General features: G+C 71.5%; 20 protein-coding genes and 3 tRNA genes. 14 read left to right on the top strand and 9 right to left on the bottom strand.

Annotated features, from left to right (window positions below; all coding sequences use genetic code 11):
* Positions 1 to 1,500: an adenylate/guanylate cyclase domain-containing protein gene (locus tag FHP06_RS04360; protein ID WP_147684166.1), complete on the top strand. Its 1,500-nt coding sequence runs from the start codon at positions 1 to 3 to the stop codon at positions 1,498 to 1,500.
* A 92-nt stretch (positions 1,501 to 1,592) separates the two neighbouring features.
* Positions 1,593 to 1,763 (top strand): hypothetical protein, encoded by a 171-nt coding sequence (locus FHP06_RS15890; protein WP_187271775.1) that lies wholly within the window; start codon positions 1,593 to 1,595, stop codon positions 1,761 to 1,763.
* A 42-nt stretch (positions 1,764 to 1,805) separates the two neighbouring features.
* Here the strand turns inward: FHP06_RS15890 and FHP06_RS04355 are convergent.
* Both FHP06_RS04355 and FHP06_RS04350 read right to left on the bottom strand, forming a co-directional pair.
* Positions 1,806 to 1,881 (bottom strand) — tRNA-Lys (locus tag FHP06_RS04355).
* A gap of 25 nt (positions 1,882 to 1,906) precedes the next feature.
* The gene (locus FHP06_RS04350) at positions 1,907 to 3,427 is read right to left on the bottom strand and encodes a phytoene desaturase family protein (protein ID WP_147684165.1); all 1,521 of its coding nucleotides are present in this window, start codon (positions 3,425 to 3,427) and stop codon (positions 1,907 to 1,909) included.
* 17 nt (positions 3,428 to 3,444) lie between these two features.
* Here FHP06_RS04350 and FHP06_RS04345 point away from each other — a divergent pair, with 17 nt between their 5' ends.
* Positions 3,445 to 4,080, top strand: a complete 636-nt coding sequence (locus FHP06_RS04345) for a UdgX family uracil-DNA binding protein (protein WP_147684163.1) — start codon at positions 3,445 to 3,447, stop codon at positions 4,078 to 4,080.
* Here FHP06_RS04345 and FHP06_RS04340 read toward each other — a convergent pair.
* Positions 4,064 to 4,738 carry a DNA alkylation repair protein gene (locus FHP06_RS04340; RefSeq protein ID WP_147684162.1) on the bottom strand — a complete coding sequence of 225 codons (675 nt, stop codon included), beginning with the start codon at positions 4,736 to 4,738 and terminating at the stop codon, positions 4,064 to 4,066. The two genes, FHP06_RS04345 and FHP06_RS04340, sit on opposite strands and share 17 nt — an antisense overlap.
* Positions 4,739 to 4,809: 71 nt before the next feature.
* Here FHP06_RS04340 and FHP06_RS04335 point away from each other — a divergent pair, with 71 nt between their 5' ends.
* Together FHP06_RS04335 and glpK are read left to right on the top strand one after the other, a co-directional pair.
* Positions 4,810 to 5,799, top strand: coding sequence for a pirin family protein (locus tag FHP06_RS04335; protein ID WP_147684160.1), 990 nt, complete (start codon positions 4,810 to 4,812; stop codon positions 5,797 to 5,799).
* Between the two features lie 162 nt (positions 5,800 to 5,961).
* Positions 5,962 to 7,455, top strand: coding sequence for a glycerol kinase GlpK (glpK, locus tag FHP06_RS04330; RefSeq protein WP_147684158.1), 1,494 nt, complete (start codon positions 5,962 to 5,964; stop codon positions 7,453 to 7,455).
* Here glpK and FHP06_RS04325 read toward each other — a convergent pair.
* Positions 7,445 to 8,137, bottom strand: a complete 693-nt coding sequence (locus FHP06_RS04325) for a DUF4386 family protein (RefSeq protein WP_147684156.1) — start codon at positions 8,135 to 8,137, stop codon at positions 7,445 to 7,447. The genes glpK and FHP06_RS04325 overlap by 11 nt on opposite strands.
* Before the next feature lie 193 nt (positions 8,138 to 8,330).
* Here FHP06_RS04325 and FHP06_RS04320 point away from each other — a divergent pair, with 193 nt between their 5' ends.
* From FHP06_RS04320 to FHP06_RS04305, 4 genes are read left to right on the top strand one after another with little or no spacing between them, the layout of a single operon-like run.
* Positions 8,331 to 10,325 carry a sensor histidine kinase gene (locus FHP06_RS04320; RefSeq protein WP_147684154.1) on the top strand — a complete coding sequence of 665 codons (1,995 nt, stop codon included), beginning with the start codon at positions 8,331 to 8,333 and terminating at the stop codon, positions 10,323 to 10,325.
* Complete coding sequence (locus FHP06_RS04315; protein ID WP_147684152.1) at positions 10,322 to 10,972, top strand: response regulator; 651 nt, start codon at positions 10,322 to 10,324, stop codon at positions 10,970 to 10,972. The genes FHP06_RS04320 and FHP06_RS04315 overlap by 4 nt, the downstream gene beginning before the upstream one ends.
* An 8-nt stretch (positions 10,973 to 10,980) precedes the next feature.
* The gene (locus FHP06_RS04310; RefSeq protein WP_147684150.1) at positions 10,981 to 12,723 is read left to right on the top strand and encodes a glycerol-3-phosphate dehydrogenase/oxidase; all 1,743 of its coding nucleotides are present in this window, start codon (positions 10,981 to 10,983) and stop codon (positions 12,721 to 12,723) included.
* On the top strand, positions 12,720 to 13,496 hold the full coding sequence (locus tag FHP06_RS04305; protein ID WP_147684148.1) for a DUF4097 family beta strand repeat-containing protein: 777 nt from the start codon (positions 12,720 to 12,722) through the stop codon (positions 13,494 to 13,496). The genes FHP06_RS04310 and FHP06_RS04305 overlap by 4 nt, the downstream gene beginning before the upstream one ends.
* A 9-nt stretch (positions 13,497 to 13,505) precedes the next feature.
* Here the strand turns inward: FHP06_RS04305 and FHP06_RS04300 are convergent.
* A tRNA-His gene (locus tag FHP06_RS04300) sits at positions 13,506 to 13,581 on the bottom strand.
* 47 nt (positions 13,582 to 13,628) lie between these two features.
* The gene (gene orn / locus FHP06_RS04295; protein WP_147684146.1) at positions 13,629 to 14,252 is read right to left on the bottom strand and encodes an oligoribonuclease; all 624 of its coding nucleotides are present in this window, start codon (positions 14,250 to 14,252) and stop codon (positions 13,629 to 13,631) included.
* 61 nt (positions 14,253 to 14,313) lie between these two features.
* Between orn and FHP06_RS04290 the strand changes: the two genes are divergently transcribed.
* Positions 14,314 to 15,090, top strand: coding sequence for a DsbA family protein (locus tag FHP06_RS04290; RefSeq protein ID WP_147684144.1), 777 nt, complete (start codon positions 14,314 to 14,316; stop codon positions 15,088 to 15,090).
* Between the two features lies 1 nt (position 15,091).
* On the opposite strand, the gene FHP06_RS04285 is transcribed toward FHP06_RS04290, so the two are convergent.
* From FHP06_RS04285 to FHP06_RS04275, 3 genes are all read right to left on the bottom strand, one after another.
* Positions 15,092 to 15,433, bottom strand: coding sequence for a fluoride efflux transporter FluC (locus FHP06_RS04285; RefSeq protein ID WP_147684142.1), 342 nt, complete (start codon positions 15,431 to 15,433; stop codon positions 15,092 to 15,094).
* Entirely contained in the window at positions 15,430 to 15,807 is a 378-nt protein-coding gene (locus FHP06_RS04280; RefSeq protein ID WP_230973404.1) for a fluoride efflux transporter FluC, read from the bottom strand. Before FHP06_RS04280 ends, FHP06_RS04285 begins: the two co-directional genes overlap by 4 nt.
* Positions 15,808 to 16,008: 201 nt before the next feature.
* Positions 16,009 to 16,428: a group I intron-associated PD-(D/E)XK endonuclease gene (locus FHP06_RS04275; RefSeq protein ID WP_147684138.1), complete on the bottom strand. Its 420-nt coding sequence runs from the start codon at positions 16,426 to 16,428 to the stop codon at positions 16,009 to 16,011.
* 68 nt (positions 16,429 to 16,496) lie between these two features.
* Between FHP06_RS04275 and FHP06_RS04270 the strand changes: the two genes are divergently transcribed.
* The 4 genes from FHP06_RS04270 (at position 16,497) to FHP06_RS04255 (ending at position 21,226) form a co-directional block, all read left to right on the top strand.
* Positions 16,497 to 16,570: transfer RNA gene (locus FHP06_RS04270), tRNA-Arg, on the top strand.
* Positions 16,571 to 16,601: 31 nt separating this feature from the next.
* Complete coding sequence (locus FHP06_RS04265; RefSeq protein ID WP_147684137.1) at positions 16,602 to 17,792, top strand: PrsW family intramembrane metalloprotease; 1,191 nt, start codon at positions 16,602 to 16,604, stop codon at positions 17,790 to 17,792.
* Between the two features lie 75 nt (positions 17,793 to 17,867).
* Positions 17,868 to 19,574 carry a GTPase family protein gene (locus FHP06_RS04260; protein WP_187271774.1) on the top strand — a complete coding sequence of 569 codons (1,707 nt, stop codon included), beginning with the start codon at positions 17,868 to 17,870 and terminating at the stop codon, positions 19,572 to 19,574.
* A complete protein-coding gene (locus FHP06_RS04255; protein ID WP_147684134.1) occupies positions 19,571 to 21,226 on the top strand; it encodes a GTPase in 1,656 nt (551 codons plus the stop codon). The genes FHP06_RS04260 and FHP06_RS04255 overlap by 4 nt, the downstream gene beginning before the upstream one ends.
* Positions 21,227 to 21,246: the final 20 nt, after the last annotated feature.

The raw sequence follows: 21,246 nt of genomic DNA, 5'->3' as shown, positions 1-21,246 counted from the left end.
GTGGAGCACGTCTGGCAGTGGGTCTGGGACCGGCACGGGCCCCACTACTCGTGGGCCGTCTTCGCCGTCGGCAACACGGTGATCCTGCCGATCTGGGTGACGGTCGCGATCGTCCTGACAGGGATGACGGACGCCGGTCACTACGCGGTGGCGGTCGCACTCGGGCTCGCGTTCGGTCTGATCGCCCTCGCGCTCATCGAGCGTCCGGGTGGTCGGGTGTGGCGCCCGGTCGAGCGTTGGGCCGCGGGCGAACGAACCGACCGCGTCGCGGCCCTCGCGGCGACCTACGCCTGGGGGCGGATCAGCCTGGTCCGCAGCACCCTCGTCTACGGCCTCGGTGGGGCGGGCATGGGTGGCACGGTCGGGGCGATCGGTGGTGAGCGTGGTCCCGACCTCGCGCAGTACGCGGTCGCCGGGGCGTCCATCACCATCGCGGTGCAAGCGATCGCGCTCCACCAGTTCGCCGAGGCGCTCCTGCGTCCTGCGCGCATCGCGATCGCCGGCGACTCGGATGTCGGTGACAAGTTGCCGCGGTCGCGGCCGACGTTCGCGACGTGGTCCAACCTGGCCACGCTCGCCACCGCGTTCGCCTTCTCGTTCGCCGGGGCGGCCTTCGCAGTGGCTTTCGACGCCATCGGCGACCGCGGAGCGATCCTGTCGATCGTCATCGCGGTCGGGCTCACGATCGGCTTCGCCGTGCCGATCACGGTGGGGACGTCCTTCGCGCCCGCTCTGCGACCGCTCCGTGACCTCGCCGAAGGCACCGAGCGCGTCGCGGCCGGCGACTACACCCAGCGGCTGCCGGTGGTGCAGGACGACGACCTGGGTGCCCTGGCGGCGTCGTTCAACCGGATGCAGGCCGGACTGGCCGAGCGGGAGCGCCTGCGGGCCGCCTTCGGGTCATACGTCGACCCGGCGCTCGCCACCCGGCTCCTGGAACAGGGCGACGACGTGTTCGCGGGTGAGCGCCGCGAGGTGACCGTGATGTTCATCGACATCCGCGACTTCACGCCCTTCGCCGAGGCGAACCCGGCGGAGGTGACGGTCTCGCACCTGAACGCGCTGTTCGAGATCGTCGTCCCGACGGTGCTGGAGGCCGGCGGGCACGTGAACAAGTACCTCGGCGACGGCGCGCTCGCGGTCTTCGGTGCGCCGATCGCGCTGGATCACCACGCTGACGCGGCCGTCGCGTCGGCGGTCCACATCCACGAGCTCGTCGACGAACGGTTCGGCGGGGACGTTCGCATCGGCATCGGCGTGAACACCGGCACGGTCATCGCCGGGACGATCGGCGGGGGCGGGAAGCTCGAGTTCACGCTGATCGGTGACACCGTCAACGTCGCGGCCCGGGTCGAGCAGCTCACGAAGGCGACGGGGGACACGATCCTGCTGACGCAGCACACCGTCGACGGGCTCGAGCAGCCGCCGGTGCTCGTGGACCGCGGTGAGCACGAGCTGAAGGGGAAGTCGGCACCGATCCGGGTGCACGCCGTGGCGTAGCCGCCGATTTGCGCCGCGTCCGTGTGCACCGCACGCTGGTTCGGCGGTTGCGCAATCAGCTGCTCACGTGCACGGGAGAAATGAGCTCCGCCATGTCCACCACCCACGCACCGCTTCCCTACCTGGTCGTCCGCCGCACGATGGCGCGTCTGCTGAGCGCGTTCGACCCGCCTGCGGGCGTCGACATCCGCGTCGAGCTGGCCCGGGCCCCGATGCCGGCCCCGGCCATGGCGCAGGAGCCCCGAATGGCGAACGGCGCCTGATCCACCCGAGATGTCGGGGTTCGGCGCCGCGCGAAGGAAGTCTGGTACACCCCCAGGGACTCGAACCCTGAACCCGCTGATTAAGAGTCAGCTGCTCTGCCAATTGAGCTAGGGGTGCGCGAAGGTCGACTTTAGCAGCCGGGTCACGCCTCGATGAAATCGAGGAGGGCGTGCGCCGCGTGGTGGCCCGCGAGGCCGCTGACGGCGCCGCCGCGCCGTGCTCCGCTGCCGCACAGCAGCACGCGCGGATGGCTCGTCGCGACGCCCCAGCGCTCCGCCGGGGTGTGCGGCTTCTCGCCCTCCTCGAGCCACGGCCACTGCAGGTCGCCATGGAAGATGTGGCCGCCGGGCATGTTCAGCGCGGCCTCCACCTGGGCCGGCGTCTTGTGCTCCACGGCCAGGATCAGCGGCTCGAGCGGCTCGGCGAGATGGGCGTCGAGTGCCTCGACGAACTGGCGGTACGCGGCCTCGCCGGCGGACTCGTCGGGCAGGTTCTCGTACGGCGCGTGCAGTCCGAACCAGGTGAGTGTCTGCGCGTCCGACGCCGCGAGCTCAGGTCCGAGGATCGAGCGGTCGGTCAGGGTGTGGCAGTACAGCTCGCCCGACGCGAACGGCGCCTCTCCCCGGCTCGCGGCAGCGTGCAGCGCCTCCACCTGCGACATCGACTCGTTGACGTGGAACGTGCCGGCGAACGCGACGGCCGGATCGTCGCCCGAGCGCAAGCGGGGGAGCCGCGAGACGAGGACGTTCACCTTGAGCTGGGCGCCCGACGGCTTCGGCGGCGGCGTCCGGTCGCCGACCAGCCCGGCCAGCACGTACGGCGCGACACCCGAGAGCATCCAGCCGGCGGTCACCTCGAACCCGTCGCCGCGCACGGTCACCCGGTCGTCACCGGCGTCCACGGCGGTGACCTCGCAGCCGGTGCGGATCTCGGCACCTGCTGCGCGGGCGACCCGCTCCAGCTCGCCGGTCACCGCGCCCATGCCGCCGACGGGCACGCGCCACTCGCCGGTGCCGTTGCCGACCAGGTGGTAGAGGAAGCACCGGTTCTGCACGAGCGACCGGTCGTGCAAGGAGGCGAACGTGCCGATCAGGGCGTCGGTGCCGACGACGCCGCGCACGAGGTCGTTCGCGAACCGGCGCTCGATGGCCCGGCCGATCGGCTCGTCGACGAGGTCCGTCCACGTGGCCATCTCCACCTTGTCCCGGACGTCGCCGATGTGGGGGAGCGGGCCCAGCAAGGTCGGCGCGACGGCGTCGGCGAGTGTGGCGACGTCGGCGTAGAAGCGCTGCCAGGCGTCGTGCTCGGCGTCGGAGCCGGTCAGCGCACGGAACGACGCACGCGTGGCCTCGCCCTCGTCGGTCTCGACGAGCAGGCCGCCGCCGTCGTACGGCGTGTACGACGCGGTGGGCCGCGACCGGAGCTCGAGGTCGAGGCCGAGCTCCTCGATCAGCGCGTCCGGCATGAGGCTCACCAAGTAGGAGAACCGGGAGAGGCGGGCGTCGTGGCCGCCGAACGACGGCGTGCTCACCGCCGCGCCGCCGACGTGGTCGAGCCGCTCCAGCACGACGACGTCGAGCCCGGCGCGGGCCAGGTAGGTGGCGGCGACCAGCGCGTTGTGGCCACCACCGACGATCAGGACGTCATGCGACTCCGCTGCCATGGTCCGACACTAGGTGCATGGCTGACCGGCCGGGAGCGGAGGAGTGGGTGCCCGACACCCGGTCGCTCCCACGGCTGCGCGAGGCCGCGGAGTCGTGCCGCGGGTGCGAGCTGTGGGTCGACGCGACGCAGGTCGTGTTCTCCGCCGGACCTCGGTCGGCCACCGTGATGCTCGTCGGCGAGCAGCCCGGTGACGTCGAGGACCGTGAGGGCGAGCCGTTCGTGGGCCCGGCCGGCCGCGTCCTCGACGACGCGCTGCAGCAGGCCGGCATCGACCGCACGAGGGTCTACCTGACCAACGCGGTGAAGCACTTCCGTCACGAGCAGCGCGGCAAGCGGCGGATCCACCAGAAGCCGGCGGTGGCGCACATCGAGGCGTGCCGCCCCTGGCTGGAGTCCGAGCTCGCCGCCGTGCGCCCGGACGTGGTCGTGTGTCTCGGGGCCACGGCGGGCCGCGCCGTGCTCGGACGACCGGTGCGGATCGGCGCCGAGCGCGGGACGCCGATCGACGCCCCGGACCTCGGTGTGCCGGTCGTCGTCACCAGTCACCCGTCGTCGGTCTTGCGCACCCGGGACCGCGACGAGCGCGAGGCGGGGATCGCCGCGATCGTCGACGACCTGCGAGCTGCCGCCGGTCTCACCGGAGGTGCTTGAGCGCCTCGCGCTGCGACAGCGGGCTGAGGGCGTCCTCGCGCTCGCCGACGAACGCGCGCACCCAGTCCGGGTCGACCCGGGCGTGCTGGCGCAGCGCCCAGCCGATCGCCTTGCGCAGGAAGAACTCGTCGCTCGAGGCCGCGGCGTCGACGGCCTCGGTCAGCAGGGCGCGATCGGTGTCCGCGCCGCGGTCGAGCTGGCAGATGATCGAGAGCCGTCGCAACCAGAGGTCGTCGGACGCGATCCAACGACGCACGATGCGAGCCGTCTCCTCGGGATGGGCCGCGAGCGTCGCGCCGATCCGGTGCGAGATGTCGTCGACGTGGTCCCACCAGGCGCCGGTCACGGCCATGTGCTCGTGCAGGTCCATCAGCTCGAGGCGGCCGCGCGCCATCGGGAGCCCGGTGAGGGCCGTCGCGGCGTAGCGCTCCTCGCGGTACTGCGCCTCGTCCCACAGCGCGCGGGCGGCCCGCTCGAGCGCCTCGACGTCCGCCGGCGGGTGCGAGCGCGCGGCGGCGAGCGTGAGCCGTCGGACCTGGGGGACCCGCACGCCGAGGAACGGCATGGCCGACTTCATGTACGTCTGCTGCCCGGGAGCCAGGGCGGAATCGGCCTGCTCGCGCAGCTGAGCGCGTACGGTCGAGACGAGCTGGTCCACGCCACGACTCTAGGGAATATTGACGCTAGTTGAATGTTGAACTAGATTGAAGTCAATCGAAGGAGACTGAGATGCCCGCCGTCACCGCACCCGACTGGACCGTCCTGCCCCGCACCGTGGCCGCCCGCCCCGATGCCGAGGACCGTCAGGTCGTCAGCGTCACCACCGCCCCGCAGGGCTACGAGGGCGAGGGCTTCCCGGTCCGCCGCGCGTTCGCCGGCGTCGACCCGAGCCTGCTCGACCCGTTCATCCACATGGACCAGATGGGTGAGGTCGACTACGCGCCGGGCGAGCCCAAGGGCACGCCGTGGCACCCGCACCGCGGCTTCGAGACCGTCACGTACATCATCGACGGCGTCTTCGACCACCAGGACAGCCACGGTGGTGGCGGCACCATCACCGACGGCGACACCCAGTGGATGACGGCCGGCTCGGGGCTGCTGCACATCGAGGCGCCGCCGGAGTGGCTGGTCGTCAGGGGCGGCCTGTTCCACGGCTTCCAGCTGTGGGTGAACCTGCCCAAGGCCGACAAGTGGCTGCCGCCGCACTACCAGGACATCCGCGGCGGCGACGTCGGTCTCGGCGCCTCGCACGACGCCGGCGCGCTGATCCGCGTCATCGCCGGTGAGGTCGACGGCATCAAGGGGCCGGGCAGCACGCACACGCCGATGGCGATGGTGCACGCGACCGTGTCCCCGGGCGCGGAGATGACTCTGCCGTGGCGCACCGACTTCAACGCCCTCGTCTACGTCATGAACGGCGACGGGTACGTCGGCAAGGAGCGCCGTCCCATCCGCACCGGCCAGCTCGCGGTGCTCGGGCACGGCGAGACGATCACCGTCGGCGCGGACAGCACGCAGGAGGGCCGTCACCCCACGCTCGACGTCATCGTGCTCGGCGGCCTGCCGATCCGTGAGCCGATCGCCTGGGCCGGCCCGTTCGTGATGAACACCAAGGCCGAGGTCCTGCAGGCGTTCGAGGACTTCCAGAAGGGCAAGCTCGGCACCATCCCGAGCGTTCCGCACGCTGAGGTGCACGGGGAGTTCAACCCCGACGACTGACGTCACTCGTTGTCGGTTTACCCGGTTCAGTGGGTAAACCGACGGGCGTCGCGGACTTCCCACGGCAACCTGACACATCACCGGGCAGATTTGCCCGGTGATGTGTCGGTTTACCCACTGAACCGGGTAAACCGCGTCTCAGCGAGACCCTAGGGTTGGCCCATGTCTGAGTACGTCGGCGCGATCGACCAGGGCACCACGAGCACCCGCTTCATGGTCTTCGACCACGCGGGTGCCGAGGTGGGCCGGCACCAGCTCGAGCACGAGCAGATCCTGCCGCAGGCCGGCTGGGTCGAGCACGACGCCGCGGAGGTCTGGGCGCGCACGCAGGACGTCGTCCGCGGCGGGCTCGAGGCGGCCGGCATCACGGCCGCCGACCTCGCGGCCGTCGGCATCACCAACCAGCGCGAGACCACCGTCGTGTGGGACCGCCGCACCGGCGAGCCCTACGGCAACGCCATCGTCTGGCAGGACACCCGCACCGACGGCATCGTCAAGCAGCTTGAGCGCGACGGCCACGGCGACCTGATCCGGCAACGCACCGGTCTGCCGCCCGCGGCCTACTTCGCCGGCGGCAAGCTCAAGTGGATCCTCGACAACGTCGACGGGGTCCGCGCCGACGCCGAGGCCGGGCACGCGCTGTTCGGCACGATGGACACCTGGGTCATCTGGAACCTCACGGGCGAGCACCTCACCGACGTCACCAACGCCAGCCGCACGATGCTGATGGACCTGGAGACGCTCGACTGGGACGACGAGCTGCTCGGGCTGTTCGGCGTCCCGCGCCAGATGCTCCCGGAGATCCGGTCGAGCTCGGAGGTGTACGGCAACACCCGCGCCGACGGTCCGTTCGGCGCGGAGGTGCCGGTCGCCGGTGACCTCGGCGACCAGCACGCCGCCCTCGTCGGCCAGGCCTGCTTCGACGCCGGCGGCCTCAAGAACACCTACGGCACCGGCAACTTCCTGGTCCTCAACACCGGGACGGAGATCGTCCGCTCGCAGAACGGGCTGATCACCACGGTCGCGTACCGGTTGGGCGACCAGCCCGCGGCCTATGCGCTCGAGGGCTCGATCGCCGTCACCGGCTCGGCCATCCAGTGGCTGCGCGACCAGCTCGGCATCATCGACGACGCCGCCGAGTCAGAGACGCTCGCCGCGAGCGTCGACGACACCGGCGGCGTCGCGTTCGTCCCCGCGTTCTCCGGGCTCTTCGCCCCGTACTGGCGCTCCGACGCCCGGGGCGCGATCGTCGGGCTCTCCCGCTTCAACACCAAGGCGCACCTCGCCCGCGCCGCCCTCGAGGCGATCTGCCACCAGAGCGCGGACGTCGTCGAGGCGATGGTCGCGGACGCCGGCCTGACGCTCCCGGAGCTGAAGGTCGACGGCGGCGTCACGCTCAACTCCCTCTGCATGCAGATCCAGGCCGACGTCCTCGGCGTCCCGGTGGTGCGCCCGCAGGTGGCCGAGACCACGGCCCTCGGCGCCGCCTACGCGGCCGGCCTCGCCGTCGGCGTCTGGTCCGGCACCGACGAGCTCGTCGAGAACTGGGCCGAGGGCGCCCGCTGGGAGCCCGCGACCGACGCCGAGCAGCGCAAGACCGCCCGGGCCCAGTGGGCCAAGGCGGTCGAGCGCACTCTCGACTGGGTCAGCGAGTAATGGTGCTCTTGCCGAACGCGAGCCCGGCGAACACGATCGCCAGGGCCGGGGGGCCGGCGACGCCCGGGAAGCCCGGGAGGCCGGTCCCGACGGCCATGGCGGTCACGGCGAGCACGGGGATGGTGGCGACGACGCCGATCCAGCGCGACACCGTGCGCTCGCGGAACGCCATGAAGGCGATGGCGCCGAGGGCGATCACGACGCCGAGCCAGCCGATGTAGCTGCCGAAGTCGTTGAGCACGTATGTCACGTACAGGCCCTCGCGGTCGAAGCCGCCGACCTTGTCGTTGATGCCGCCGTCCAGATACACGGCGAGCGAGCCCTTCCAGCCATAGCCCAGGGCGAGCGCGGCCGCGCTGAGCAGGAAGCCGTTGGAGACGACGCGCGCGGCGGTGCTGCCGGCGACCCGCGGCTCGACGTGACGGCGCCAGGCGGCGGCCAGCACGACGAGGAGCGTGACGGTGATGAAGCCGGCGACGAGGCTGACGTGCGCCTTGCCGCGGCTGATCTCGTCGACGAGGGCGGCGGTGGCCTTGTCGTCACCGTTCACGTGCACGTCGGTGACGAGCGTGGCGATGAACCCGGTGATGCCGGCCGCGGCGCCGATCAGGGGCCAACGGCCGCGCGACGAGTCGAGGCGGTCGGAGGTCCGTCCGGCGGTCTCGGTGTGGATGGTGCTCATGGTCGTTCCTCTTTCGGTAGGGGGTGGCCCGCGGCGGGGGTGCCGGGCCGCGGGCGGCGGCCAGCGGAGTCTGCGGGCTTGACGACGACGATGGGCCGGGACGTGTCCCGGGCACGAGGGACACTCGCCCCCATTGCGCGGGAATCTGCCGAAGGACGTCTCGGGGACGCGTGCGGACAGGGAGGATGACCGCATGCTCCTGCCGCACCGGGTCCGGTCGAACGACCGGCTCCTCGTCACCGTCGCGGTCGCCCTCGCGGCGACCTCGGTGCTGGGCTGTGCGGCGGCGCTCGTCGTGAGCTGGACGCTGGTCGACGGCGTGGACGTGCCGCGGGTCGCGTGGAGCGACGTCGTGCTCGGCAGCGTCTACCCCGTGGCGGGCGCCGTCCTCGTGCGGTCACGTCCGCAGAACGCGGTCGGGTGGGTGCTGGTCTCTGCTTCGCTGATCGGTCCGTACCTGCTCGCGGCCGAGCTGGCGACCTGGTCCGCGCTCGTGCGAGATGCGCCGCTGCCTGGCACGGACGTGCTGACGTGGTTCGCCGTGTGGGGCTTCATTCCCTACTTCTTCGTCCTGCCGCTGGCGCTCCTGCTGTTCCCGGACGGCCGGCCCGCGACCCAGGGCTGGCGTCCGGCGGTGCTGGCGTTCGCCTCGATCGCCACGCTCGCCGCGGTGGCCCGCATGCTGGCGCCGGTCGAGCCGGACATGATCCCCCAGCTCGACAACCCGCTGGGTCTGCTTGGCACCTGGTCCCGCTACGTCACGATGTTCGGCTCGATCTTCGTCCTCTTCGGCGGGTCGCTGTGCGGTGTCATCAGCCTGCGGGCGCGAGCACGACGCGCCACGGGCGCTGGCCGGGCGCAGCTCCAGTGGCTCTCTCTGGGTGCCCTCGTCCTGTTCGTCGGTCTCGTGGCGTCCACGCAGGGCGGCCGGTCCGATGCCGGAGACCTCCTGTTCTCCCTCGGCCTGGTCGGTCCGCCGGTGGCCATCGTGGTCGCGATCCTGCGGCACCAGCTGTTCGACATCGAGTTCGCGCTCAACCGGACGATCGTCTTCCTGCTGCTGAGCGGCATCGTCGTGCTGGCCTACGTGGGCGTGGTGCTGGCCGTCGGGAGCGTCGCGCCGTCGTCGCGCCTGGGCGTCGTGCTCGTCGCGGTGGCGGCGGTGGTCGCCGCGTCCGGGCGGACCGTCGTCCAGGCCGGCGTCGACCGCTGGCTGTTCGGCCACCGGCGCGACCCCTACGCCGTCGTCTCCCGGGTCGGCCGGCACGTCGCACCGGCGAGCGAACCGGTCGAGGCGCTGCAGCGCCTGGTCGACGCGCTGCGCGAGGCCCTGCGCCTCCCGTACGTCGCGTTCGTCGGCGCCGTCACGGTGACGTCGGGCGAGCCGACCGACGACTGGTACGTCGAGCCCGTCTCGACGCTCGGCGACGACCTGGGCGAGCTGCACGTCGGGTACCGCAAGCGCGGTGAGCGGTTCTCCGGCGAGGAGCGCCAGGCCATCGCCGAGGTCGGCAGCCGCGCCGCGACGCTCGCCTACGCCGCGTCCCTGGTCGAGGACGTGGCGCAGAGCCGCGTCCGCATCGTGCTGGCGCGCGAGGAGGAGCGTCGCCGGCTCCGCGCCGACCTGCACGACGGTGTCGGACCGGTGCTCGCGGGGACGGCGCACCAGATGGACGCCCTGGCGCGTCGGATGGCTGACGGACCCGCTGACCTGCATGATCGTGCGGTGGAGATCCGGGAGCGGCTGCGCGGCGTGGTCACCGACGTCCGTGCCGTGACCCACGGCCTGCGACCGCCGGTGCTCGACCACGTCGGCCTGGGTGGCGCGCTCGAGCGGCTCGTCCAGGGCTTCGAGGTGCCCGAGTGCACCGCCGAGATCGACGACAGCTGGGGCCGCCTGCCGGCCGCCGTCGAGGTGGCGGCGTACGCGGTGGCGTCCGAGGCCGTCTCCAACGCAGTCCGGCACAGCGGGGCCGGTCGGGTGCACCTCTCCGCCCAGGTTCGCCACGGCACCCTCGTGGTCTCGGTCAGCGACAACGGCCGCGGCCTGCCGGCGCGTCCGCAGAACGGGGTCGGGCTGACCAGCATGGGTGAGCGGGCCGTCGAGGTCGGCGGCCGTCTCGACATCAGCCCGCGGCCCGGTGGCGGCACCGTCGTCACTGCCGTGCTCCCGACGGAGGCGCCATGACCGTCTCGGTGGTGATCGTCGACGACCACCCGGTCTTCGTGGCCGGGATGAGGGCCGTGCTCGACGAGTTCGACGACATCGAGGTCGTCGCGGTGGCCGGCGACGGCGAGGAAGCGGTGGCCGTCGCCACCGAGCATCGCCCCGACGTCGTCCTGATGGACCTGCGCATGCCCGGGACCGACGGGCTCGCCGCCACCGCGCGGATCCGGACCGCGCTGCCCGGCACCCGCGTGCTGGTGCTGACGATGGACGAGGACGCGGACTCGGTGTTCGCTGCCCTGCGCGTCGGCGCGAACGGGTACCTCCTCAAGGAGGCCGACTCCGACGCCGTGCACCGGGCCGTGCAGTCCGTGGCCCGCGGCGAGGGCGTCTTCGGCCCGCGCGTCGCCGAGCACGTCATGTCGTTCTTCGCCTCCGGTGGCAGCAGCAGCGGCTCGACCGCGTTCCCGCAGCTGACCCAGCGCGAGCGGGAAGTGCTCGAGCTGCTCGCCCGCGGCCTCGACAACGCCTCGATCGCCCGCCGGCTCGTGCTCTCGCCCAAGACGGTGCGCAACCGGGTCAGCGACGTCCTCGCCAAGCTGCACGCGGGCACCCGGGCCGAGGCGGTCGCGATGGCCCGTGACGCCGGACTCGGCGACCCTGCTTGACTGGGGTCATGCGCTCGGTAGCCCTGTCACCGCAGACCCGCGCGTCAGCCCTCGACGCGATGCGGACCACGCCGCTCGACGTCCTCGTCATCGGCGGTGGCGTCGTCGGCGGAGGCGCCGCGCTCGACGCGGCCACCCGCGGCCTGACGGTCGGTCTCGTCGAGGCGCGCGACTTCGCGTCGGGCACGTCGAGCCGGTCCAGCAAGCTGATGCACGGCGGCCTCCGCTATCTCGAGATGCTCGACTTCCGGCTCGTCGCCGAGGCGCTCAAGGAGCGCGGCTTGAGCCTGCAGAAGCTGGCGCCGCACCTGGTCCGCGAGGTCCCGTTCCTCTACCCGCTCACCCACCACGTGTGGGAGCGGTTCTACGCCGGCTCCGGCGTCGCGCTCTACGACGCGATGAGCAAGGCGTCCGGCTACGGCCAGGGCGTCCCGCTGCACCGTCACCTCACCCGTCGCGGCGCCCGCCGGATCATGCCGGCGCTCAAGAAGGACGCCCTGGTCGGCGCGCTGCAGTACTACGACGGACAGGTCGACGACGCCCGCCACACGATGTTCCTCTCGCGCACGGCCGCCGCGTACGGCGCGCATGTCGCCAGCCGCACTCGCGTCGTCGCCCTGCTCCGCGAGGGTGACCGCGTCACCGGCGCCCGGGTGAAGGACCTGGAGTCCGGCGACGAGTTCGACGTCGCGGCCCGCCAGGTCGTCAACGCCACCGGCGTGTGGACCGACGAGACGCAGGGCCTGGCGGGGGAGCGCGGCCAGTTCCACGTCCGCGCGTCCAAGGGCATCCACCTCGTCGTGCCGCGCGACCGCATCCGCGGCGACTCGGGTCTCATCCTGCGCACCGAGAAGTCGGTGCTGTTCGTCATCCCGTGGGAGCGGCACTGGATCATCGGCACCACCGACACGGACTGGAACCTGAGCAAGGACCACCCGGCGGCCAGCCGCTCCGACATCGACTACCTGCTGCACCACGTCAACAAGGTCCTCGTCGAGCCCATCACCCACGACGACGTCCAGGGCGTCTTCGCCGGCCTCCGCCCGCTGCTGGCCGGCGAGGACGAGGCGACCAGCAAGCTCTCGCGCGAGCACGCCGTCTCCACCGGTGTGAAGGGTCTCGTGGTCATCGCCGGCGGCAAGTACACGACGTACCGCGTCATGGCCAAGGACGCGATCGACGCCGCCGTGCACGCGATGTCGTCGCAGCACGACCGCAAGATCCCGGCGAGCTGCACCGAGGACGTCCCGCTGCTGGGCGCCGACGGGTTCGAGGCGGTCTGGAACCAGCGGCAGAAGCTGGCCACCGAGAGCGGGCTCGGCGTCGGGCGGATCGAGCACCTGCTGCGCCGGTACGGGTCGATGATCACCGAGCTGCTCGACCTGATCTCCGAGCGGCCCGACCTGGGCGAGCCGCTCACCGGCGCCGACGACTACCTCCGGGCCGAGGTCGTCTACGCGGCGTCGCACGAGGGCGCTCGGCACCTGGACGACACCATCGCCCGCCGCACGCGCATCTCCATCGAGACGTTCGACCGCGGCACCGAGGTGGCCGCCGAGGTCGCCGAGCTGATGGGCGAGGTGCTCGGCTGGAGCAAGAAGCAGCGCGAGCGCGAGGTCGACCACTACCTCAAGCGGGTCGAGGCCGAGCGCGAGAGCCAGACCATGCCGGACGACGAGACCGCCGACGCGGCCCGCATGGGCGCCGGCGACGTCGTGCCCGTGTCGCAGGTGAGATCAGCGACGGCATGACCGACGATCGGGGGATCGAGATGGACGACGAGCTGCTGGACGAGCTCGAGGACGACCCGCCGCCCATGCGGCGCACGATGCTCACCGTCCTGGGCACCGTGCTCGCCGTCGCGGTGCTGGCCGGCGCGGTGGCCGCGGTCTCCGTCGCCATGCGCTCCACCCGCACCGCCGTCAACGCGATCGACCTCGGTGCGTCGCCGCAGGTCGCGATCAAGTCGGCCGGCTCCGACGTCCGCCTCGTCGAGGCGCGCGACATGCAGCTGGTGGTCCGCGCGACCGTGACCGACGGCCTGCGCAAGACCCACTACGAGCTGCGCCGCAGCCGGTCCGGCGTCGAGGTGGTCAGCGAGTGCGCGTCGTGGCTCGCACCGGGCTGTGGCGTCGAGGTCACCATCGAGGTGCCGCGGGGCGTCCCGGTCCTCGTGGCCACCGACTCCGCCGACGTCGTCGCCGACGGGCTCCGCGACCGCGTCCTCACCGTGGCCACCGGCAGCGGCGACGTCCGCGGTCGGAACCTGGAGGTGCAGGAGCTGTCCGCGCGCACGCGGTCGGGCACGGTGAACGCCGACTTCTCCCGCCAGCCGTTCGCCCTGAAGGCGTACACGAGCAGCGGCGACGTCCGGGCTCAGCTGCCCGGCGGCGCGATCGACTACAGCGTCGACGCGACCTCGAGCTCGGGGCACGTCACGTCCGACCTGCCCTCGGCCGGCACGGGGGACGGCCTGGTCCTGGTGCACACCGCGTCGGGAGACGTGAGTCTCCGCAACGGGTGACACCACACGTGGGGTGGACGACGGGACTTGAACCCGCGACCACCGGCACCACAAGCCGGGGCTCTACCAACTGAGCTACGCCCACCACGTGCACCGGGCGAGCCCGGAACAGCGAGGACGAGTCTATAGGAATCAGGTTGGGGAGCCGGACCCACCTGTCGGGTTCTCGGAGACCTCGGCGGCGAAGGCCTTCGCCTGGTCGCTGTCGGGCCCGGGCGGCGGCACGAACACGGCCTTCCGGTAGTACCGCAGCTCGTCGATGCTCTCGGTGATGTCGGCCAGGGCGCGGTGGTGACCGGCCTTCTCCGGAGCCGCGAAGTAGGCCCGCGGGTACCACTGGCGCGCGAGCTCCTTGATCGACGACACGTCGATGACGCGGTAGTGGAGCCAGCCCTCGAGCTCGGGCATGTCACGGGCGAGGAACGTGCGGTCGGTGCCGATGGTGTTGCCGGCCAGCGGCGCCTTGCGCGGCTCCTTGACGTGCTCGCGCACGTACGCGAGCACCTGCTCCTCCGCCTCGCGGATGGTGAGACCGGCGTCGAGCTCGTCGATCAGCCCGGAGCTGGTGTGCATGCGGGTGACGACCTCGTTCATCTGCTCCAGCGCAGCGGCCGGCGGCTTGATCACCAGGTCGACGCCGTCGCCGAGGACGTTCAGCTCGTAGTCGGTGACGAGTGCCGCGACCTCGACCAGCGCGTCGTGCTCCAGGGAGAGACCCGTCATCTCGCAGTCGATCCACACCAGCCTGTCCTTCACGTCGAGCACCATAGCCGCAACCGGCTGAGACGACTTCCCCGAGTTCGTTACGCTGTGCCGCGTGACGAACGAACGCCAGCAGCGAGCCGCCCGTGCCGAGCAGATGCGCAAGGAGCGCGAGAAGGCTGACAAGCGCCAGCGCAACATGATCACCGTGGGCATCGTGGTGATCGTCGTGGCGCTGATCGCTGCCGGTGGCTGGGCCATCAAGAGCGCCAGCGACGACCGCAAGGCCGAGACCAAGGTGATCACGCCCAAGGGCGCCACGAGCGAGTTCGGACTGCCGTACACGTCGGCCGACGCCGGCGGCACCTCGGCGTCGAACCCGGTGAAGGTCGTGCTCTACGAGGACTTCCAGTGCCCGGTCTGCCAGGCGTTCGAGCAGGCCAACGGTCAGTTCCTCGACCAGAAGGTCAAGAGCGGCGAGATCGAGATCGAGTACCGCATCCTCAACTTCCTCGACCGCGCCAGCCAGAACGAGTACTCCAGCCGCGCCGGCAACGCCGCGATCTGCGCGTTCGAGTCGGGCGGCGGCGAGGCGTACAAGAAGGTCCACGACCTCCTCTACGCCAACCAGCCGCAGGAGAACACCGCCGGTCCCGAGGACAACGCTCTCGTCGACACACTCAAGTCCACGGGAGTCGACGACGCGGAGTCGTGCGTCCTGAAGCACAGGTTCGTCCCGTGGATCAAGGAGGGCACCGACCGCTCGCGCGACGACAAGGTGAGCGGCACGCCCACGGTGCGCATCGACGGCAAGGACGTCAAGGGCCAGGGCGGGGGCGTCCCGCAGGCGGCCGACCTCCAGAAGGCCATCGACGCGGCGAAGAAGGGCTGACCTACAGCCGGCCGATCGCGTAGCCGGCCGAGGCCGCGCCCACGGCGAGCACCAGCACGCCGAGGCCGTAGCCGGCCGCGCCCCAGTGGCGTCGGTCGAGGGCGAGGCGCGCGGTCTCGAAGCTGGCCGTGCTGAACGTCGTGAACCCGCCCAGGAAGCCGGTGCCCATGACGGCGCCGCCCTTGGGGTCGAGCGCGACCACCAGGCCGAGCAGGAACGAGCCGAGGACGTTGATGACTGCCGTGCCCCACGGCAGCCGGCCGGAGGTCCGGCTGCTGACGACGCCGTCGACGACAAGGCGCGTCGCGGCACCGACTCCGCCCGCCACGGCCACCAGGATCATCGGAGGAGCTCCGTCCGGGCGACCTTGATCCCCAGGACCGAGACCACGAGCCCGGCGAGGACGGTCGCCAGGGCGTAGGTCATCGCGAGCCCGGGCCGGCCGTCGCGCAGGAGGGTGTCGGTCTCGACGCCGAACGTGCTGTACGTCGTGTAGCCGCCGAGGAACCCGGTGCCCAGGAGCAGGCGCCAGCGTCGCCGCCGGCCCACGTCGGAGCCGCGCAGCGCCAGCGCCTCGACGAGCATCGCCAGGACCAGCGCTCCGCTCACGTTGATGCCGAACGTCGCCCACGGGAATCCGTCGCTCCCGCCTGATGCGCGCTCGATCGCATCGCGCAATGCCGTGCCGGCGGCGCCCCCGAGGAGCACCAAGGCCACCAGATGCGGAGTCAGGTGGGCTGCGCGGGGTTCACCGAGGGGCCCCTCGTCGACCTCGAGATCCGGGTCGTGGGGGAGCGGCCGTTCCGGCTCGTGTGCGGACATATGTCTCCTGTCATTGCAGGAAACCATCAGCGAGATGCGGTTCGGGCTCGTGCCCCGGCGGGATCCATCGCCGCGTCGAGCGTACCGAAGCCGGATCTATTGAACTGGAAAGGCCCGAAACAGCTCGGCGGTCTGAATGCCGCGCTGCTGCCCGTTCTTGCTTGGCGCCACTCGCAGCGTCACTGACTGTCGAAAGTCGGCTGGCCTTAGGTAGTAGCAGTGATCGGTTTCTGGACAGTAGATGCAGACCACGTCGACCTCGGCCTTGTCGGTCGGTTTCATGTGAGTGCCGTTTCGATCTGCCCAGATGGATCGGAACTGCACCTGGATCGAACCTGTTCTTGCGGAGCGATACTTCACTTGCACGCGGTGGAACTCGCCGTCCCGGTAGGCCACGAGGTCGAAGGGCGCGTGCTCCGTGGCGGGGAACAGGACCGTGAACCCGTTCTCGACGAGATCAGCGTGCGCCTTGGCAGCCCCAAGATCGCCCTTGTCCTTGGTGTGGTGAGCCGCCATGACTCCAGACTATGTGAATACCCATCTTTTGGTTGGGTTCGTGATTGACTACGTTCGACATTTCCGACGCCCCCGTAGCTCAGCTGGATAGAGCAAGTCACTTCTAATGACTCGGTCGCAGGTTCGAATCCTGCCGGGGGCACAGCCTGGCCCCCTCCCCTAGGCTCGTCGGCGTGACCACCGAGCCTGCGACGGCGTCCATGGCGCCGATCCCCAGCCGCCTGCCGCGGTACCGCGAGGTCCCACGGCAGCGCGGCCGCACGCTCCTGACCGTCGCGTTCGCCGTGATCGCCGTGCTCGGCGTGGTTGGCGGCGTGGTCATCTCGCTCGGCGCGGGCGACCCGGCCGGTGCGGGGCTGTCGGTCATGTTCGCGTTCATCCCGCTGCCGCTGCTGTGGTTCTCCTACTGGTGGCTGGACCGCTACGAGCCCGAGCCGCGGCGCTACAAGTTCGCCGCGTTCGTGTGGGGCGGCGTGGTCGCGGTGGGCATCGCGCTCGCGCTGCAGGTGAGCATCCAGCACGTCTTCGACCTCAGCGACGACACGATGGCGTCGTTCGTCGCCCCCGCCACGGAGGAGCCGGCGAAGTGCCTGTTCCTGCTGCTCACGTTCCTACGGATGCGCCGCGTGATCGACGGGTTCCTGGACGGGCTGATCTACGCGGGGCTGGTCGGAATCGGCTTCGCCTTCATCGAGAACATCGGCTATTACGCGGCCAGCTACCTCGGCTCGCCGGACATCAAGATCGCCGGCGCCGAGGGGGTCACCACGACGTTCGTGGTGCGCGGCGTCTTCAGCCCGTTCGCGCACCCGCTGTTCACGTCGGCGTTCGGCATCGCCGTCGGGATCGCGGTGTCACGACGCAGCAAGGCCGCTCGCATCGTGGTGGTCGCCCTCGGGCTCGTGGTCAGCATGGGACTGCACGGACTGTGGAACAGCTCGCTGACGATCGGGGGCGGCGCCGGATTCGTGCTGGTCTACCTGCTGCTCGGCCTGGTGCTGTTCGGCGTCGGAACGCTCGCCATCGTCGTGCGGACGCGTCAGGTGCGCGTCCTGGAGCAGTCGCTCACCTACGTCGCCGACCGCGGCTGGATCCATCCGGCCGAGATCCCGTACCTCTCCCGGTTCGGCTACCGGAAGATCGCCCGTCGCCACGCACGCCGCGAGCACGGGCGCGTCGCGGCGCGGATCGTGCAGCGGTACCAGCGCCTCGCCACCGAGATGGCCTTCCTGCACCACGCCGTGATGACGGGCCGGGACAAGCCCCAGGGCATCGAGCGCACATATGCCCTGCTCGACGCCATGTACGCCCTGCGGCCGATGCTGCGCCTGCCTCCGCCGCTGCCCGCGATGCGTCGTTCCTGACGGTGGTACGGGACGGTCCATAGTCCACTAACCTGGGGACACGTCCAGATGCCTGTCGACCCCGGAAGGAGAGCCGTGCCCAGCGAACACGCATCAGTGGTCCTGCTGGGCGCTCTGAGCAAGCTCTTGACCGAGATCTCGGCCACGCCGCTTCGACTCGAAGCGCCCGGGGTGGAGGCAGCACGCGCTCGACAGGCCGAGGTCGTCGACCAGCTCTCCGACTACGTCATCCCACGACTCGTCCAGCTGGACGCGCCGCTGCTCACTGTCGTGGGCGGCTCCACCGGCGCCGGCAAGTCCACGTTGGTCAACTCCATCGTCGGCACCCGGGTCACCGAGAGCGGCGTCCTGCGGCCCACCACGCGCTCCCCGGTGCTGGTGCATCACCCGGACGACGCGGAGTGGTTCCAGCCCGACCGCGTGCTGCCCGACCTGCCGCGCACCTCGGTGCCCACCAACGACGTCTACGCCTTGCGGCTCGCCATGTCCGAGCGGGTGCCGCGCGGGCTGGCCATCCTCGACGCACCCGACGTCGACTCCATCGACCAGGGCAACCGCGAGCTCGCCTCGCAGCTGCTCGCCGCCGCCGACCTCTGGCTCTTCGTCACGTCGGCCGCGCGCTACGCCGACCAGGTCCCGTGGGACTACCTGCGCCAGGCCGCGGAGCGCAGCACCTCGGTGGCCGTCGTCCTCGACCGCACCCACGCCGACGCCGTCGTCGAGGTCCGCGGACACCTCGCCCGGATGATGACGTCCCGCGGCCTGTCCGACTCGCCGCTGTTCACGGTGCCGGAGTCCACCACCGACACCGAGGGCCTGCTGCCGTCGGACGCGGTCGCCCCGATCGTCGGCTGGCTCACCGACCTCGCCGCCGACCCGCGTGCCCGCACGGCGGTCATGACGCAGACGCTCGACGGCGCCATCCGCCACAACGTGCTGCGCACCCACGACATCGCCGACGCCATGGACGCGCAGGTCGAGGCGGCCGAGGCGCTGTACGCCGACGTCAGCGACGCGTACAACGACACCGCGGCGGCCATCTCCCAGGAGACGTCCGACGGCACCCTCCTGCGCGGCGAGGTGTTCGCGCGCTGGCAGGAGTTCGTCGGCACCGGGGAGATGATGCGCTCCGTGGAGGAGCGGGTGTCCCGCATCCGCGACCGCCTCGTCGACGGCGTCACCGGCAAGCGCACCCGGGCCACCGAGGTCAGCCGCGCGGTGGGCGACGCCCTCACGTCGCTGATCGTCGACGACGCGGAGTCCGCCGCGGCCACCGCCGCTCGCGCCTGGGGCGGCAGCCCGTCGGGCAAGCAGCTCCTCGCGTCCGCGCGTGGCCTGGAGCGGGCCTCGCACGACCTCCACAACCGCGCCGAGCGGGCGATCCGCGACTGGCAGGCGGCCGTCCACGACCTCGTCCGCATCGAGGGGTCCGACAAGCGGATGACGGCGAACTTCCTCGCCTTCGGCGTCAACGGCGTCAGCGCCACGCTGATGATCGTCGTGCTGGCGCACCGTGCGGAGTCCCGCGGCCCGGAGAACGTCGGCCGCAAGCTGCTGGCCGCCATCTTCGGCGACCTCGTCCTCGACAGCCTGGTCACGAAGGCGCACGCCGACCTCGAGGCCCGGATCGCGCCGCTGCTGCGCGACGAGCAGCTGCGGTTCCTCGACCTGCTCGACTCGCCCGAGACGGTGCGAGCCACCCAGACCACCCTGCGCGAGGCTGCACGGCGCGCCGAATACGCTCGTCACGCCGACTTCCTCGAGGGGGGACCCGACTCATGACGGCCGCAACCGACGCCGCTGCACCCACGTTCAGCGGCGCCCGCAACGACGTCGCCGCACGGCTCGACGCGCTCGTCGCCGCGATCGACGCGGCGCAGGGCCGCCTCGACCCGTCCGTGCTGGCCTCGGCGGAGAGCCTGGCCGACCGCGCGTCGGAGCGGCTGCAACTCTCCGGCGAGCACACGATCGTCGCGCTCGCCGGTGCCACGGGATCGGGCAAGTCGTCGTTGTTCAACGCGCTCACCGACCTCGAGCTCGCCGGCGTCGGCGTGCGGCGGCCCACCACCTCGTGGGCGCTCGCCTGCGCCTGGGGACCCGACGGTGCCCAGGGCCTGCTCGAGTGGATGGGCATCCCCGCGCGGCACCAGGTGTCGCGGATGAGCATGCTCGACCGCTCCGCCGAGGACCAGCGGCTCGACGGCCTGGTCCTGCTCGACCTGCCCGACCACGACTCCACCGAGGTCGAGCACCACCTCGAGATGGACCGCCTGGTCAAGTACGCCGACCTGCTGGTGTGGGTGCTGGACCCGCAGAAGTACGCCGACGCCGCCATCCACGACCGCTACATCCGCCCCATGGCCGGGTTCCGCGACGTCACGCTCGTCGTGCTCAACCAGATCGACCGCATCCCGTTCGAGCAGCGGGCCCGCGCGCTGTCCGACGTCGGCCGCATCCTCGAGGACGAGGGCCTCGAGGGTGTCCCGGTCCTCGGCATCTCCGCCACGCGCGGCGACGGCATCGAGGAGCTCAAGCGCGAGCTGGCGTCGCGCATCCGGGCCAAGGCGTCCGCGCGGGAGCGGCTCGAGACCGACATCGTGGCCGCCGCCTACGAGATCGCGACGGCGGGCGGCACCAGCCAGGTGCCAGGCATCAGCGACGTCGACCACCAGGCGCTGCACCTCGGCCTGCTCGACTGCGCCGGCGTCCCGCAGCTGGTCAGCGCCATCGAGGCGTCCACGCGTCGTCGCGGCTCGCAGCGCACCGGCTGGCCCGTCACGCGCTGGCTCGGCCGGCTGCGACCTGACCCGCTCGCCGAGCTCGGCATCGACCCGGACCGGTCCATCTCCCGGCTCGCCCGGCAGACCGGCGTCCCGTCCGTCGCGTCGGTGCAGCGCGCCCAGGCCGAGTCGTCCATCCGCGACATCGCCGAGAAGGCGTCCGTCGGCCTGGAGGGTCCGTGGCGCGACGCCGTCCGCGAGGCGTCCATCGCCCGCTCCGACGAGATCGTCACTGCTCTGGACGGCGCCGTCGCCAAGGCCGACGTGTCCGTCGCCCGGCCGGCGCCGTGGTGGGGCCTGGTCAACGTGCTGCAGGGTCTGCTGTTCCTCGCCATGATCGGCGGTCTCGGCTGGCTGGGCGTCCTGCTCGCCGATCGGCTGCTCGACTCCTTCGAGGTCGCCGACCCGCCCGAGGTGGGCGGCTTCTCGCTGCCGGTCGTGATGGCCGTCGGCGGGGCGGTCGTCGGCATCGTCCTGGGCCTGCTCGCGAACGTCGTCGGCCGCCTCTACGCGCGGAGCCGCGCGCGTCGCGCCGAGCGCACCCTCACCGAGGGCATCGTGCACGTCGCCGAGGAGCAGGTCGTCGACCCGGTGCAGGACGTCCTCGACGACTACGCCCGGTATCGCACGAGCATCCTCAAGGCTCGCGACTAGGCGGTCGCGACTAGGCTTGT

Origin of the sequence: Aeromicrobium terrae (genome assembly GCF_008039565.1) — a bacterium.
Lineage (GTDB): Bacteria > Actinomycetota > Actinomycetes > Propionibacteriales > Nocardioidaceae > Aeromicrobium > Aeromicrobium terrae.
Note: the sequence above shows the minus strand (reverse complement) of the source record. Positions and strands in the feature narration are given on the sequence as shown.

Excerpts from the sequence above, each read along its gene's own strand:
- FHP06_RS04255 (WP_147684134.1), top strand. The coding sequence starts at position 19,571 with ATGACGGCCGCAACCGACGCCGCTGCACCCACGTTCAGCGGCGCCCGC.
- glpK (WP_147684158.1), top strand. The coding sequence starts at position 5,962 with ATGTCTGAGTACGTCGGCGCGATCGACCAGGGCACCACGAGCACCCGC.
- FHP06_RS04350 (WP_147684165.1), bottom strand. The coding sequence starts at position 3,427 with ATGGCAGCGGAGTCGCATGACGTCCTGATCGTCGGTGGTGGCCACAAC.
- FHP06_RS04310 (WP_147684150.1), top strand. The coding sequence starts at position 10,981 with ATGCGCTCGGTAGCCCTGTCACCGCAGACCCGCGCGTCAGCCCTCGAC.
- FHP06_RS04285 (WP_147684142.1), bottom strand. The coding sequence starts at position 15,433 with ATGATCCTGGTGGCCGTGGCGGGCGGAGTCGGTGCCGCGACGCGCCTT.
- FHP06_RS04335 (WP_147684160.1), top strand. The coding sequence starts at position 4,810 with ATGCCCGCCGTCACCGCACCCGACTGGACCGTCCTGCCCCGCACCGTG.
- FHP06_RS04320 (WP_147684154.1), top strand. The coding sequence starts at position 8,331 with ATGCTCCTGCCGCACCGGGTCCGGTCGAACGACCGGCTCCTCGTCACC.
- FHP06_RS04345 (WP_147684163.1), top strand. The coding sequence starts at position 3,445 with ATGGCTGACCGGCCGGGAGCGGAGGAGTGGGTGCCCGACACCCGGTCG.
- FHP06_RS04315 (WP_147684152.1), top strand. The coding sequence starts at position 10,322 with ATGACCGTCTCGGTGGTGATCGTCGACGACCACCCGGTCTTCGTGGCC.
- FHP06_RS04325 (WP_147684156.1), bottom strand. The coding sequence starts at position 8,137 with ATGAGCACCATCCACACCGAGACCGCCGGACGGACCTCCGACCGCCTC.
- FHP06_RS04305 (WP_147684148.1), top strand. The coding sequence starts at position 12,720 with ATGACCGACGATCGGGGGATCGAGATGGACGACGAGCTGCTGGACGAG.
- FHP06_RS15890 (WP_187271775.1), top strand. The coding sequence starts at position 1,593 with ATGTCCACCACCCACGCACCGCTTCCCTACCTGGTCGTCCGCCGCACG.
- FHP06_RS04275 (WP_147684138.1), bottom strand. The coding sequence starts at position 16,428 with ATGGCGGCTCACCACACCAAGGACAAGGGCGATCTTGGGGCTGCCAAG.